Source organism: Nocardia suismassiliense (assembly GCF_900269665.1).
GTDB classification, from domain to species: Bacteria; Actinomycetota; Actinomycetes; order Mycobacteriales; family Mycobacteriaceae; genus Nocardia; species Nocardia suismassiliense.
Genome location: NZ_LT985361.1, coordinates 6,162,268 through 6,175,566 on the forward strand (window position 1 = coordinate 6,162,268; position 13,299 = coordinate 6,175,566).

Sequence of the window (13,299 nt, forward strand, 5' to 3'; positions counted from 1 at the left end):
AGTGGTTGCTGGAAACACGCTGACGAGGGCGGCCCAATTAAAACCGGGTTGGTTTCAACCGGTGACTCCGACCCGCCGCGCGCACAGCATGGATAACTGCGGCGCGCTAGCGGCGATCCGCGTTCCTGTCCCCTACCCGAGGTGTCGCGTGTCATCAATTGTCTTGGAGCCGACACCGATTCGGGTTCAGCCTGCGGCTCGATGGCGGCCGCGCAAGACCTGGCTGCGGGTCGTCAGCCCGTTGGTCCTCGTGGTCGCATGGCAGGTTGCCAGCGTCACCGGCGTGCTGCCGGAACGGTTGCTCGCCTCGCCGGTCACCATCGCGGAAACCACGTGGGAACTGCTGCGGGACGGGACGCTGCAGGAAGCTATCACGGTATCGCTCGGCCGCGCGGCGACCGGCTTCGTGATCGGTGCCGTGCTGGGGATCGGGTTGGCCGTGCTGGCCGGCTTGAGCACGGTCGGCGAGTACGTGGTCGATCCGCCGATGCAGATGCTGCGCACGGTGCCGTTCTACGGACTGATCCCGTTGCTGATCCTGTGGTTCGGCATCGGCGAGTTGCCGAAGGTGGTGCTCGTCGCGTTCGGCGCGGCAATTCCGTTGTATCTCAACACCTTCGCCGGTATCCGCGGGGTGGACGGCAAACTGGCCGAGCTGGCCGAGGTGCAGCAGCTCGGCAGGCTCGCGCTGCTCGGGCACATCGTGCTGCCGGGGGCGTTGCCGCAGACGCTCGTCGGATTGCGCCAGTCGCTGGGTATCGCGTGGTTGGCGTTGATCGTCGCCGAACAGGTCAATGCCGATGCGGGACTTGGTTTTCTGATCAATGACGCCCGCGAATTCCTGCGCACCGACGTCATCGTCGTCGGCCTGCTGGTGTACTGCGTGCTCGGCCTGCTGACCGACGCGTTCGTCCGACTGATCGAAAGGAAGGCGCTGGCATGGCGACGCGGGTTCTTGGGGCAGTGATCTCGGCCCGGCCGATGGCACGCGAACCATCGGCGCCAGAGACTAACCCAGACTCGGCGGGCGAGACCGCTAATACTCCGGTGGCCCGGGTGCGTGGGCTGGTACGCGATTTCGACGGCCGCCGCGTGCTCGACGGTCTCGATCTCGACATCGCCCCAGGCGAATTCGTCGCTTTGCTCGGTCGCAGCGGTTCGGGAAAGTCCACCCTGCTGCGCGCGCTGGCCGGTCTCGATCGAGGCGTTCGGGGTGAGCTGACCACGCACGGCACCATTGCCGTCGCCTTCCAGGAACCGCGACTGGTGCCGTGGAAACGCGTGCTGGCCAACGTATTTCTCGGTTTGCGGCACCCGGATCCCAAGGCTGCGGCGCGCGCCGCGCTGGCCGAGGTCGGGTTGGCCGAACGCGCGAATGCCTGGCCCCTAACGCTTTCCGGCGGTGAGGCGCAACGTGCCAGCCTCGCCCGGGCACTGGTCCGCGAGCCGGATCTGCTGTTGCTCGACGAACCCTTCAGCGCCCTCGACGCGCTGACCCGAATCACCATCCACCGCCTCGTCATCGACCTGTGGCAGCGCCGCCGTCCCGGGGTCCTGCTGGTCACCCATGACGTGGATGAGGCGCTGCGCCTGGCCGACCGGGTGCTGGTGCTCGGCGACGGGCGCATCGCCCACGAGTCCCGCATCGAGCTGCCGCGTCCGCGCCGCAGCGATCACCCGCTCCTGCTCTCCCTGCGCGAAACCCTGCTCGCCGAGCTCGGTGTGGCACCGGAAGGAACCGAATGAAAGCCAGAAGGCTGTTGCTCGCAACGACTCTCGCACTGGTCGTCACGGTCGGCACGGCCTGCGGGTCCGACAAGTCCGACGATGCGGCGGTGCGCCCGGACGGTTCGGTCGACCTGTCCCAGGTGACGGTGCGCGCGGGCGATCAGAAGGGCACGGGGTTGCAAGCCCTGCTGACCGCGGCAGGCGAGGGGGAGACGCCCTACAAGATCAGCTGGTCGCAGTATCAGGCGGGCCCGCCGATGCTGGAGGCGATCAACTCCGGCGCGGTCGATATCGGCGGTGTCGGCAACGCCCCGCCGATCTTCGCCGCGGCGGCCAAATCGGCGATCAAGATTGTCAGCGCCTACCAGGCGGGCAAGGATGGTCAGGGCATCGTGGTGCCCAAGGATTCGCCGTTGCGCAGCCCGGAAGAGTTGCGCGGCAAGAAGATTGCCGTTACCAAGGGCAGCTCGGCGCACGCGCACCTGCTCGCGGTGCTCAGCAAGGCCGGCATCAAATGGGACCAGATCGAGCCGCAGTACCTCCAGCCGCCGGACGCACTAGCCGCGCTGACCACCGGCAGGGTGGACGCGTGGGCCATCTGGGATCCCTACACCGCCCAGGCCGAGCAGCAGGCCAACGCGCGAATCCTGGTGAGCGGCAACGGTTATGTCACCGGCGACGCCTTCTACGTCGCCGGTGACAAAGCACTGGGCAGCAAGGCGACCGCCGCCGCGCTGCGTGACCTGCTCGCCCGCATCGCCCGCGCGCACGCCTGGGTCAACACGCACCCCGAGCAGTGGGCGAAGACCTACGCCGAACTCACCGGCCTGCCCTACGACGTCGCGCTCACCGTCGTGAACCGTGGCCCGTACCAAGACCATCCGCTCGACGCCGCCGCCATCGCCGCCGAACAAGGCGTCGCAGACGCGTTCGCCGACGCCGGGCTGATCCCGCGCAAGGTGAACATCGCCGACTACACCGACACCCGCTTCAACGACCTGTTCCCCGCTTCCTGAGGAGTTGGCTCCATGACTTTGTCGTTCCATTGGTTCCTGCCCACCTACGGCGATTCGCGCGGCCTGGTCGCCGGCGGGCACGGCACCTTCATGTCCGGCGACCGCCCCGCGACGCTGCGCTACCTGAACCAGATCGGCGCCGCCGCCGAGGACAACGGCTTCGAGGCCGTTCTCACCCCGACCGGTGCCTGGTGCGAGGACGCCTGGCTCACCACGGCGATGATGGTGGACACCACCGAGACGCTGAAGTTCCTGGTCGCGCTGCGCCCCGGCCTGGTCAGCCCGACGCTGGCCGCGCAGATGGCGGGCACCTTCCAGCGGCATTCGCAGGGCAGGCTGCTGCTGAACGTGGTGACCGGCGGCGAGCCGCACGAGCAGCAGGCCTACGGCGACTTCCTGGACAAAGAACAGCGGTACACCCGAACCGGCGAATTCCTGCACGTGGTGCGCGAGCTGTGGCGTTCGCACGAGCCGATCACCTTCGAGGGCAAGCACATTCACGTCCGCGACGCGTTGCTGAGCAACCGGCCCGACCCCATTCCGCCGGTGTTCTTCGGTGGATCCTCCGCACCGGCCGGTCCGGTCGCGGCCCGCTACGCCGACACTTACCTCACCTGGGGTGAACCGCTGCTCGCGGTGAGCAGGAAGCTGGAGTGGATCCGGCGGCTGGCCGTCGATCAGGGGCGCATCCTCGACTACGGTCTGCGCATCCACGTGATCAGCCGCGATACCTCGGAAGAGGCGTGGGCCGAGGCGGATCGGCTGCTGCAAGGCATCGATCCGGCCGATATCGAGCGCGTGCAGGCGAGCCTGGCGCGCAGCGAGTCGGAGGGGCAGCGTCGGATGTCCGAGTTGCACGGGGGTGCCACCGATCGGCTGGAGATCGCACCCAACCTGTGGGCCGGGGTCGGGCTGGTGCGGGGTGGGGCGGGTACGGCGCTGGTCGGCTCGCACGCCGAGGTTGCCGAGCGGTTGGTCGAGTACTCGAAGCTGGGGATCAGCCACTTCATCCTGTCCGGGTATCCGCATCTGGAGGAGGCGTACTGGTTCGGTGAAGGGGTGCTGCCGATTCTCGAGCGCAAGGGGTTGTGGACGCATCCGTCTCGGCCCGTCGCCGCGCCGGTTGCGACGCCGTTCGCGGCGTCGTCCAGCAGCTGACGCGCTCCGTTCCCATGCGTTTCGCGGGGGTGTGGTGTCAGGCGATCCAGTCGGTCGCCTGACCACACACACACTGATTCCCGCACATGTTTCGCAGGCGATTCAGGTGCTGAACCGCCATCGCATGCCCGCCAACTTCTACACGTTTCGTGGGCCCGGCTGCTGAGCTGTGCCGCCGCACGCCTACTGATTTCCCGCACACGGTTTCGCATGCGATTCGGTATGCGGGAAGTCAGTAGGCGTGCGTTTGCGCAGGTAGCAGACCCCCAGTTGACGGCGGCGCACGCACTCCTACGAGAATGGTCTGTCGGTTCGGCGCTCAGGCGGGACCTCTGGACGAGTTCGTAAGGGAGTCATGACCACCCCAGCCGCTCAGCGATGGCGCCGCCGTTTGCCCGACACCGCGATGTCCGATGGAGCGCCCACGCTGGCGCGCAGGCTCGGCCGCATCGACCTCACGGCGATGGGTGTCGGCACCATTGTCGGCGCGGGCATCTTCGTGATCACCGGTGTGGCCGCCGCGGAAAAAGCCGGGCCGTCGATCGTGCTGTCGTTCGTGCTGGCCGGCACCGTGTGTGTGCTGGTCGCGCTCTGCTACAGCGAGCTGGCGGCGATGGTGCCGGTGTCCGGCAGTGCCTACACCTACACCTATGCGACCCTCGGCGAGGGGCCCGCGTTCTTGGTCGGCTGGAATCTGTTGCTGGAGTTCGTGATTGCCGGGGCCGCGGTGGCGATCGGCTGGTCGGGGACCACGGTGTCGGCGCTGGATTCGTTGTTCGGCATCACCATTCCGAAAGCTATCGCGGCGGGGCCGACCGAGGGCGGGATCGTGAATCTGCCCGCGATGCTGATCATCGGAGCGATCGTCGCGGTGCTGGTCGGTGAGGTGTCGCTGACCGCGCGGATCACCAAGGTGCTGGTCGGCGTGACGATCGGCGTGCTGGTGCTAGTGGTCGCGGTCGGTGCGCCGCACATCGACGTGCAGAACTGGACGCCGTTCGCGCCGTTCGGCGTCAGCGGCATCATCGGGGGTGCGGCGATCGCGTTCTTCGCGTTCCTCGGCTTCGACGTCGTCGCCGCCTCGGCGGAAGAGGCGCGCAATCCGCGCCGGGATATTCCGTTCGCCATCATCGGCACGGTGCTCATTGCGACCGTGCTCTATGCCCTGGTCAGCGCCGTGCTCACCGGTATGGCGCCGTTCGCGACGCTGAACAACGGGGCGCCGATCGCCACCGCATTCGACGGGTTGAAGATCGGCTGGATCGGCAACGTCATCGTGATCGCCTCGATCATCGCGTTGACCAAGGGTCTGCTGATGATCGTGTATGCGCAGGTGCGGCTGGGGTTCGCGATGTGCCGAGATCGGTTGCTGCCCTTCGGGTTGGCGCAGACCGGCAAGCGGTCCACGCCCGTGCGGCTGACGTTGCTGCTGGGCACGGTCTGTGCGGCGATCGCCGGGCTGCTGCCCATCGACATCGTGGTGGAGCTGGTGAATATCGGTGCGCTGTCCGCGTTCGCGGTGGTGTGCATCGGGGTGCTGGTGTTGCGGAAGGCGGAGCCCGAGCGGGAGCGGCCGTTCCGCACCCCGTTCGTGCCGGTGGTTCCGGTGCTGGCGCTGGTTGGGTGCGTGTTGCTGGCGACCACGTTGGATGGGTTGACCTGGGTGCGGTTCGCGGTGTGGGTGTTGGTCGGCGTCGCGGTTTATCTCGGATATGGGCGCAAACGCTCGACGCTCGCGCCGGTGGCTGTCCGCTAGGGCGGTGTCGAACTCCGGACGTCGGATACGGGCGCGAACGCTGGACGCTCGCGCCTGTTGCCGCCCGCTAGGCCTGGTGCCGTAGTCCGGACGGGAGCGTCCGGGGATGGATCATCGACATGATTGGGCCGAGCAAGACCACGCCTGCCACCTTGAAGACCGTGCGTCCAGTTTGTCCGATCAGGCCCCATCGCGCAGTTTGTCGGATCAGGCCCGTCGCGCGGTTTGTCGGCTCAGGCCCCGTCGCGACGACAACGCGGCCAGGCTTGGATTCGGCTCCCGGATCGGACTTCGGCACCGTCCTAGCAGCGAAAACCGGCCCGTAGAGGTCGGGATATCTCACATAAGACACGGAATCCATTGCGCCCCATGCGTCTTTTCGGCAGGCTCACTGCATGCCGAACGGACTGGTGAGGCGCCGTATGAAGGGACGATGAACGATGTCGGACGACGAGAAGACGATCCGGGTTCTGATCGAGCGGTGGGCTGCCGCCGTGCACGCGGGCGACCTGGCCGCCGTTCTCGCCGATCACGCCCCCGACATCGTCATGTTCGATGTGCCGCCGCCGGACGAAGGTCTGCGCGGCATCGACGCCTACCAGGCAGCGTGGCCGCACTTCTTCGAGTGGCAGGCGCAGGGGGCGACGTTCGAGATCGTCTCCCTGGACGTCACGGCGGGCGCCGACGTCGCGTTCGCCCATGCCCTGCTGCTGTGCGGCACGGCCGAGGACTTCGCCACGAACCCAGGCCGGCGGCTCCGCCTCACCCTCGGCCTGCGCAAGGAGAACGAGCGGTGGATCGTGGCGCACGAACACCACTCGTTCCCCGACGCCAGCCTGCCCGCCGTCTGAATTTTGCGCGGCCGGGCGGAGGGTTGTCCGGCCGCGGTCCCGGCTTGCCGCAGGAGTAATGGACAGGCGGGGCGTCGATCAGGCCTCGATGACGGCTCGCCGCCACGACCACCAAACGTTTCGCCGAGCGAGTGGTCGAGAGCTGCAGCAACGAAACGGCCACCGCGCGAACGATGGACCGTCGGACAACAAACGTCCCGCCGCAGCAGCGATGGGATGACCGGAGTTGGACCGCCTCGCCGCGCGAGTGAAGGTCGGGCAGATTCCCCGCCATGCGAGTGGTGGCCGGACGGATCCCCATTACGCGAGCGATGTTCAGGCAGATTCTCACCGCACGAGCGATGGCCGGGCAGAACCCCCGCTCCACGACCGAGGGTGGAGCTGATACCCCGTCGCGCGAGTGGTGGCCGGGCAGATCCCCCGCCGCCCCAGCGATGTTCGGGCAGATCCCCTGCTATGCGGGTGGTGACCGGGCGGATTCCCCGCCGCCCGAGCGACGAATGGCCTCGTACCAAACCCCGCGTCGCGGAAGCGATGGGTGAGCGCTGCCGCCCGTCCCGCGGCACGCTCATCCCACGGCACCGGGGGTTGTCACCCATCTCAGTACCCCGGTATTAGACGCGAATAGTGCTGCGGCGGGACGTGTTCCGAGGGTGACGATTCCTACCTTCGATGCATGCCCACATCACATTCCGCCGCGGTCGCCGACCGGTCGGCGCAGGTGCGGCATCGCCGCCGCACCGGATCCGTTGCTCGCCTGCATCGGCCGCTGACCTGGATGGCGCTGGTCATGACCGTGCTGACCGTCACCTCGCTGGTGGGGTTGCTTGTCGACGACCGGATGCTGCTCGGCGAGTCGGTTTGGTTGAAGCCGTTGAAGTTCGGTTTCGCTTTCGCCCTCTACGGTCTCACGCTGGCATGGTTGCTGTCGTTGCCGCACAAGGGAAGTCGCGCGACCTGGTGGCTGGGCACGACGTTTGCGGTGGCCGGCGTCCTCGATGTCGGCTTCATCGCCGTGCAGGCGGCGCGCGGAACGTTCAGTCATTTCAACAACTTCGACACCGATCCCGTCAACGAGATCGGTCAGCGCATCTTCATGTCCGGCGTGCCGGGGCTCTTCCTCGCGAACCTGGTCATCGTGGTGATCTTGTCGTGGCAGCGCCTGGTGGACCGGCCGACGGCCCGGGCGATTCACTTCGGGCTGGCCCTCGCCGTCACCGGCATGGCCATGGGCTATCTGATGGGATACACCGGCAAGCAGCTGGTGCGTGACACCAACGGCAAAGTGATCGAACTGATCTCCGGCCACACCGTCATCGACCCCGCCAGCCGCGACCTCTCCCCCCGCGACGCCGCACCAGGCATGCCGATCACCAACTGGAGCACCATCGGCGGCGACCTCCGCGTCCCGCACTTCGTCGGCCTACACGGCATCCAGATCCTGCTCCTCACCGTCATCGCGCTGGCCTGGCTAGCCCCCCGCTACCCCTGGCTGCGCCCCGAACGCACCAGAGCAGCACTGGTCGGCGTACTAGCCCTCGGCTACACCGGCCTACTCACCATCGTCTTCACCCAGGCAATACGAGCCCAGCCCCTCATCCACCCAGACACCACCACCCTGACTTCATTCGTCGGCCTCACAGCGGGGGTGGCCCTACTCCTCGGCGCCGTCTACTGGCGAGCGCGCACACATCCCGAGCCCAACGATCCCACCGCGGACACCGACACCATGCCCCTCCCATTGGTTCAGCCGCTAGCAACCCACACCCCCCGCGCTCGGGTCTAACCGACCCCGCATGCGGAGCTAGCCGACCGCTGGTTCGACCGCAAAGCCGCCATCCCCACCTGACGTAAGTTCCGCGCTCCTGACGCATGCTGCAACAGCAGTCAAGAGCACGGAACTTACGTCAAGTCAGCGGTGCGGGTCTGGTCGACGTGGGCGTCGCGTCGCGTCGCGGGCGGGCCCAGGCAGCCTGCCGCAGGTCAGCGTGGGCATTCGGTTCGCGCGTCAACGCAGGCGTGCGGCGTCACCCGCACGAACCGGCGCTCGCAGCCAACGGGCGGCGCGCGCCGTCGCCAGTGAACATAGGCGCCCACCTCGCAGGTCAGCACCGACTTTCGGCGGGCAGCCAGCACTACCTTCGTCAGCTGGTCAGCACAATCGTTCGGCGCCGCAGGTCAACGCAATCGTTCGGCGTCGCGGGTTAGTTCGAGGAGGGTTTTGCCGAGGGTTGCCAGTTCTTCGGGGCTGGCGTTCTCTTCGATGGCGATGGCGACGTCTTCGGCGGCGCAGCGGGCGGCGAACCAGCGGTCGGCCAGGTCGGCGGCCTCTTGGGCGCTCAGGACGACGGAATCGTCGGGGATCCCCGTGCCCTTGAGGCTGTTGCGGTGTTCGTAGGCACGTTGACGACAGGACTGACGGCAGTACCGGCGGCGACGCCCGGCCTCCGACTCCACGATCTCTCGCCCACACCACAGGCAGGACAGTTGGCGAGAGTGACGACGATCAGAGATGGAACACACCCCCTAGCGGCAAGTCAGGCAGGACAACAAGCGGCTCGACATGACGCAGAACCTTAATGCTTCGACCGCCCTCAGCCGCTCAACGACCCCCTTGAACCGCCGGATGGCGGGCGTGGCGAGGTCGGCACGCCGATGGCACTACAATGGAACGGTTCCGTGGCCCGTCGGGAACTATCGGCGCAGGCCCGTTCGTTGCACATAAGGTCCAGCGAGCACCAGACGCTCGTACGGTCGCAGCAACAAGACTCGAGCACACAGGGAGAGGCACACCATGGCAGATCGCGTACTCCGGGGCAGTCGGCTCGGAGCGGTGAGCTACGAGACCGATCGCGACCACGACCTGGCTCCGCGTCGGATCGCCCGGTACCGCACCGACAACGGTGAAGAATTCGACGTCCCGTTCGCCGACGACGCCGAAATCCCCCCGACCTGGCTGTGCCGCAACGGTCAGGAAGGCATGCTGATCGAAGGCACCACCGTTGAGACCAAGAAGGTCAAACCTCCGCGCACCCACTGGGACATGCTGCTGGAGCGGCGGAGTAAGGAAGAGCTGGAGGAGCTGTTGAAGGAGCGCCTCGATCTTCTGAAGACTCGTCGCCGGGTTTAGGGTCTGCCGGGTTCGCTGTTGGGTCTGAAGGTTATTGAACCGAAAGGGCCTTGCCGGCCGGAAGGTTCCAAGGCCAAACCGGGGAAGTCGGTATATCCAGCAGGCCAGCAGGTTTCAACGCCCGGCCGGAAGGTTGGTTGACTGAGAGGCCTTGCAGGCCCAAGGCCCACCGCAGGCCGGAAGGCCTTGCAGGCCGAAGGGTGTACCCAGGGCCAGGAGATTGGTAAACGAAAAGGCCGCCTGCGTCGAAAGATGTAGGCGGCCTTTCGCATACCCTCTGGCGCTTCGTTCATGGTCAACCGGAGCCCAGTGGCACCCAAGCGCGCGGCTCGCCGCCGCCATGTCCCGCTGGGTGAGCAACTGAGTACCGAGTGGGACATCACGGCGAACTTACCCGCGGTTTCCGACCCTAAGTCCCGCTGGGTGCTCGGCTCGGCCGCAAGTGGGACGTCACGGTGGACTTACTCGCGTTCCCCACCCCTGTGTCCGGCTGTGCGCTCGGCTCGGCTTCGAGTGGGACATCACCGCGAACTTACTCACGGTTTCCGACCCCTAAGTCCCGCTGGGTGCTCGGCTCGGCCTCGAGCGGGACATCACGGTGGACTTACTCGCGTTTTCCCACCCCTGTGTCCCGCTCGGTGCTCGGCCCAACCTCAAGTGGGACATCACGGTGGGCTTACTCGCGTTTTCCGACTCCTATGTCCCGCTGGGTGATCGGTTCGGTTTCGAGTGGGACGTCATGGCGTACTTCCCCGCGTATTCCCGCCCCCATACCCGTCGATCACGAAAACTGGCCGCTGCCAGCATAATCCGCACCCACTCTCGGGATCCGCACCCGCTTGGGACCCCCGCCTTGGGTGCGGAACCCGAGAGCCAGTGCGGATCTTGATGGCAACCACCGCACCCCGCCAGCAGTGGGGCAATCCCACAGCCCGCGCGTACCTCTCACTCCGCTCCCCACACCCACGCACACCGTATGTCGCACGATCATCCTGGCAACGGGCGACAAGGCCTGTGAACGGTATACACAGTCCGTGAGTCCACCTTGCCCCCAACATGTTCCATTCCCCGAAGCTCTCGAAACGCAACCACAGCCAGATGACCACGCTGGAACTGAGCGCCGCGTGACCGACCGCAGAGGTAAGCCGGGTACGGCACACGACGCGCCCAGCACTACTCACGGGAAAACCTGGCTAGGTCTTCAGCTCACTGGACTGCTCACCTGGGGAGCCCTTTCGGCACCTATCGGGCAGGTGCACCTTCGCCGAAGGCACTGGGCGGACAAGGATTCGATCAGGAGCGGGCGGGGTACTTGGTCCTTCAGCATGACGGAAAACTGGATAAACGAATTTGGGGGGCGCAGATGACGCAGAGCGTCGAGGTCAGTCCGGAGGCACAGCGGTTTGCCGAGGAGACCTGGAAATCGGGGATCAAGCAGATGGTGGTGACGGTTGACGCCGCCGAAGCCACGGTCGAGTTGACGCGGAAGTATCCGATGCCGAAGGAACCGCCTGCGGATTTCCTGGCGAAGTTCGCGGTCGAAACGGAAGTCGCGACTGATCCGCATGGCAACGAGTGGGTGATTTACACAGCGACGGAGCGGGATCGGGTGCCGGAGCGGACCGTTGTGTACACCCATGGTGGTGGGTTCGTGCTGCGGATGTCTGACGCCAGCTGGGACATGTGCGCAGAGCTGATCACCGAAACCGCTGCCAGCCTGATCATTCCGCTGTACCCGTTGGCACCCGAGGGCACCGGCGAGGTTGTGCCGGACATGCTCGCCGACTTCGTGGCGAAGGTGATCGCCGAGGAAGGTCCCGAGCGGGTGAGTCTGGTCGGGAACTCCGTCGGGGGGACCATTACGTTGGCGGCGGCGCAGATCATGCGCGATCGGGGTGTGCCGAATCCACATGTGACCGTGTTGATCGTGCCGGTGCTCGACAACCGATACCAGGAGCCGGAAATGGCCGAGCTCGATGAGCTCGACCCGTTCCTCAGCCCGGCGGGGTGCCGCTACTTCGGCAGCCTGTACTGCGGCGACCTGCCGGCGACCGACCCTCGGGTCAGCCCGATCCTCGGCAACAACGACCACCTCGGCCGCCTGCTCGTACTCAGCGGCACCTACGACATCCTGAACTGCCAAGCCCGCAACTACGCGGCCATGGCGCCCACCTTCACCGGCACCCACCTCGACTACCACGAGGCGCCGCAGATGATTCATATCTGGGCGACCAGTCCGACACCCGAGGGTGCGGCGGCACGGGAGACGATTCACCGGGCGATCCGGACCTAACGGCTGGCCGTTTTCCGAACCAGCGGCTGGCCACCTCCTGCCTCAGCGGCGAGTCGCCCCGGACTTAGCCGCTGGCCACCTCAGGCCCTAGCCGCTGGCCGCCATTCTGGCTCAATAACCAGCCACCTCCGGTCGGTCGCTGACCACGTTCGGACTCAGCGACCGACCACCTTCCGGCCCTAGCGACTCGCAGCCTCCGAACTAAGCGGCCAGCCACCCCCGGCCCTACCAGCCTGGCCACCTCCGGTCCTAGCGACCGACCACGTCCGGCCTCAGCGGCCACCGGCCTTCCGGCCCTAGCGACCTGGCCACCTCTGGGTCCTAGCCGCCGACCACCTGCGGCCTCAGCGGCCGACCACCTGCGGCCTCAGCGGCCGACTACCTTCGGGCTCAGCGGCCAGCTACCTTCCTGACGCAGCGGCAACCATCCTCCGGCCCCAGCGACTGGCCACCCTCCGGACTCCAGCGGCCAGCCGCCTTCCGCGCTCAGCGGCCGACCCACCTTCCGAACTCAGCGGCCGACCACCTTCGATCTCAGCGGCTAGCCACCTTTCGGTAGCGGAGCAGCGCCAGCGGTACCGCTACCGCCAAGATGGCGACAGAACAGCCGATGGCGTAGCCGACGCAGTGATCGGCGGCCCAGCCGGTGGCGGGGGCGAAGGTGGGGGGTGCGTCGTTGTCGAAGAGTTTGCGGCCTGCGGCGGAGACCGCGGTGATCGGGTTCCATTCCGCGATCGTGCGCAGGGGGCCGGGGAGGGTTTCGGCGGAGATGAAGGCCGAGGAGATGAAGGACAGGGGGAACAGCCAGATGAGGCCTGCGCTCTGCGCCACTTCGACGGTGGGTGACAGCAGGCCGGTGAGCGCGCCGACCCAGGACATGGCGAAGGCGAACAGCAGGATTACGCCGAAAGCCAGTGCGGCGTCGGCGATTCCGCCGTTGATCCGCCAGCCGACCACGTAACCGCAGCCGACCATCACCGCGACGCTGAGCACATTGACGACCAGGTCGGACAGGGTGCGGCCCATCAGCACGGCCAGCCGCGACATCGGCAGCGTCCGCATCCGATCGATGATGCCCTTCTGCAAGTCACCGGCCAGCCCGACGGTGGTGAAGGCCGCGTTGAAAGCGACTGTCTGCGTGAAGATTCCGGCGAGCAGGAACTCGCGGTACTGACTGCCGCCCAGCGATGCCCCGAAGATGTAGGCGAACAGGAATACGAACATCAGCGGCTGGATCGTCGCGGTCACCAGCAACGTCGGCACCCGCAGGATGGTGAGCAGATTGCGGTAGGCGACGATCGCGCTGTCCCGGAAGATCCGCAGCCGCGGCCCCGAATCGAGCTGCACCGCTGGCATTTTCGGGGTAT

General features: G+C 66.7%; 11 protein-coding genes. 9 read left to right on the top strand and 2 right to left on the bottom strand.

Features of this window, described 5'->3' with window-relative positions:
• The first annotated feature begins 148 nt into the window (after positions 1-148).
• The 7 genes from DBO33_RS27275 to DBO33_RS27305 all read left to right on the top strand — a co-directional run bounded on the left by DBO33_RS27275 (position 149) and on the right by DBO33_RS27305 (position 8,295).
• Complete coding sequence (locus DBO33_RS27275; protein ID WP_234391067.1) at positions 149-967, top strand: ABC transporter permease; 819 nt, start codon at positions 149-151, stop codon at positions 965-967.
• 80 nt (positions 968-1,047) lie between these two features.
• Positions 1,048-1,746: an ABC transporter ATP-binding protein gene (locus DBO33_RS27280; protein ID WP_456093882.1), complete on the top strand. Its 699-nt coding sequence runs from the start codon at positions 1,048-1,050 to the stop codon at positions 1,744-1,746.
• Complete coding sequence (locus DBO33_RS27285) at positions 1,743-2,744, top strand: ABC transporter substrate-binding protein (protein ID WP_107657631.1); 1,002 nt, start codon at positions 1,743-1,745, stop codon at positions 2,742-2,744. Before DBO33_RS27280 ends, DBO33_RS27285 begins: the two co-directional genes overlap by 4 nt.
• A gap of 12 nt (positions 2,745-2,756) precedes the next feature.
• Entirely contained in the window at positions 2,757-3,902 is a 1,146-nt protein-coding gene (locus tag DBO33_RS27290; protein WP_107657632.1) for an LLM class flavin-dependent oxidoreductase, read from the top strand.
• 355 nt (positions 3,903-4,257) lie between these two features.
• Positions 4,258-5,658 (top strand): APC family permease, encoded by a 1,401-nt coding sequence (locus tag DBO33_RS27295; RefSeq protein WP_107657633.1) that lies wholly within the window; start codon positions 4,258-4,260, stop codon positions 5,656-5,658.
• A 440-nt stretch (positions 5,659-6,098) separates the two neighbouring features.
• On the top strand, positions 6,099-6,509 hold the full coding sequence (locus DBO33_RS27300; protein ID WP_107657634.1) for a YybH family protein: 411 nt from the start codon (positions 6,099-6,101) through the stop codon (positions 6,507-6,509).
• Between the two features lie 676 nt (positions 6,510-7,185).
• Positions 7,186-8,295 carry a hypothetical protein gene (locus DBO33_RS27305; RefSeq protein WP_325050747.1) on the top strand — a complete coding sequence of 370 codons (1,110 nt, stop codon included), beginning with the start codon at positions 7,186-7,188 and terminating at the stop codon, positions 8,293-8,295.
• Between the two features lie 392 nt (positions 8,296-8,687).
• On the opposite strand, the gene DBO33_RS27310 is transcribed toward DBO33_RS27305, so the two are convergent.
• Entirely contained in the window at positions 8,688-9,023 is a 336-nt protein-coding gene (locus DBO33_RS27310; protein ID WP_107660617.1) for a hypothetical protein, read from the bottom strand.
• Positions 9,024-9,303: 280 nt separating this feature from the next.
• Here DBO33_RS27310 and DBO33_RS27315 point away from each other — a divergent pair, with 280 nt between their 5' ends.
• Together DBO33_RS27315 and DBO33_RS27320 are read left to right on the top strand one after the other, a co-directional pair.
• Positions 9,304-9,639, top strand: coding sequence for an RNA polymerase-binding protein RbpA (locus DBO33_RS27315; RefSeq protein WP_040731279.1), 336 nt, complete (start codon positions 9,304-9,306; stop codon positions 9,637-9,639).
• Positions 9,640-11,002: 1,363 nt separating this feature from the next.
• Positions 11,003-11,932, top strand: a complete 930-nt coding sequence (locus DBO33_RS27320) for an alpha/beta fold hydrolase (protein ID WP_107657635.1) — start codon at positions 11,003-11,005, stop codon at positions 11,930-11,932.
• A 534-nt stretch (positions 11,933-12,466) separates the two neighbouring features.
• Here DBO33_RS27320 and DBO33_RS27325 read toward each other — a convergent pair.
• The gene (locus tag DBO33_RS27325) at positions 12,467-13,249 is read right to left on the bottom strand and encodes an ABC transporter permease (protein ID WP_107660618.1); all 783 of its coding nucleotides are present in this window, start codon (positions 13,247-13,249) and stop codon (positions 12,467-12,469) included.
• Positions 13,250-13,299 lie beyond the last annotated feature (50 nt).

Coding starts and splice junctions, on each gene's coding strand:
- DBO33_RS27285 (WP_107657631.1), top strand. CDS start 1,743: ATGAAAGCCAGAAGGCTGTTGCTCGCAACGACTCTCGCACTGGTCGTC.
- DBO33_RS27290 (WP_107657632.1), top strand. CDS start 2,757: ATGACTTTGTCGTTCCATTGGTTCCTGCCCACCTACGGCGATTCGCGC.
- DBO33_RS27295 (WP_107657633.1), top strand. CDS start 4,258: ATGACCACCCCAGCCGCTCAGCGATGGCGCCGCCGTTTGCCCGACACC.
- DBO33_RS27300 (WP_107657634.1), top strand. CDS start 6,099: ATGTCGGACGACGAGAAGACGATCCGGGTTCTGATCGAGCGGTGGGCT.
- DBO33_RS27305 (WP_325050747.1), top strand. CDS start 7,186: ATGCCCACATCACATTCCGCCGCGGTCGCCGACCGGTCGGCGCAGGTG.
- DBO33_RS27315 (WP_040731279.1), top strand. CDS start 9,304: ATGGCAGATCGCGTACTCCGGGGCAGTCGGCTCGGAGCGGTGAGCTAC.
- DBO33_RS27320 (WP_107657635.1), top strand. CDS start 11,003: ATGACGCAGAGCGTCGAGGTCAGTCCGGAGGCACAGCGGTTTGCCGAG.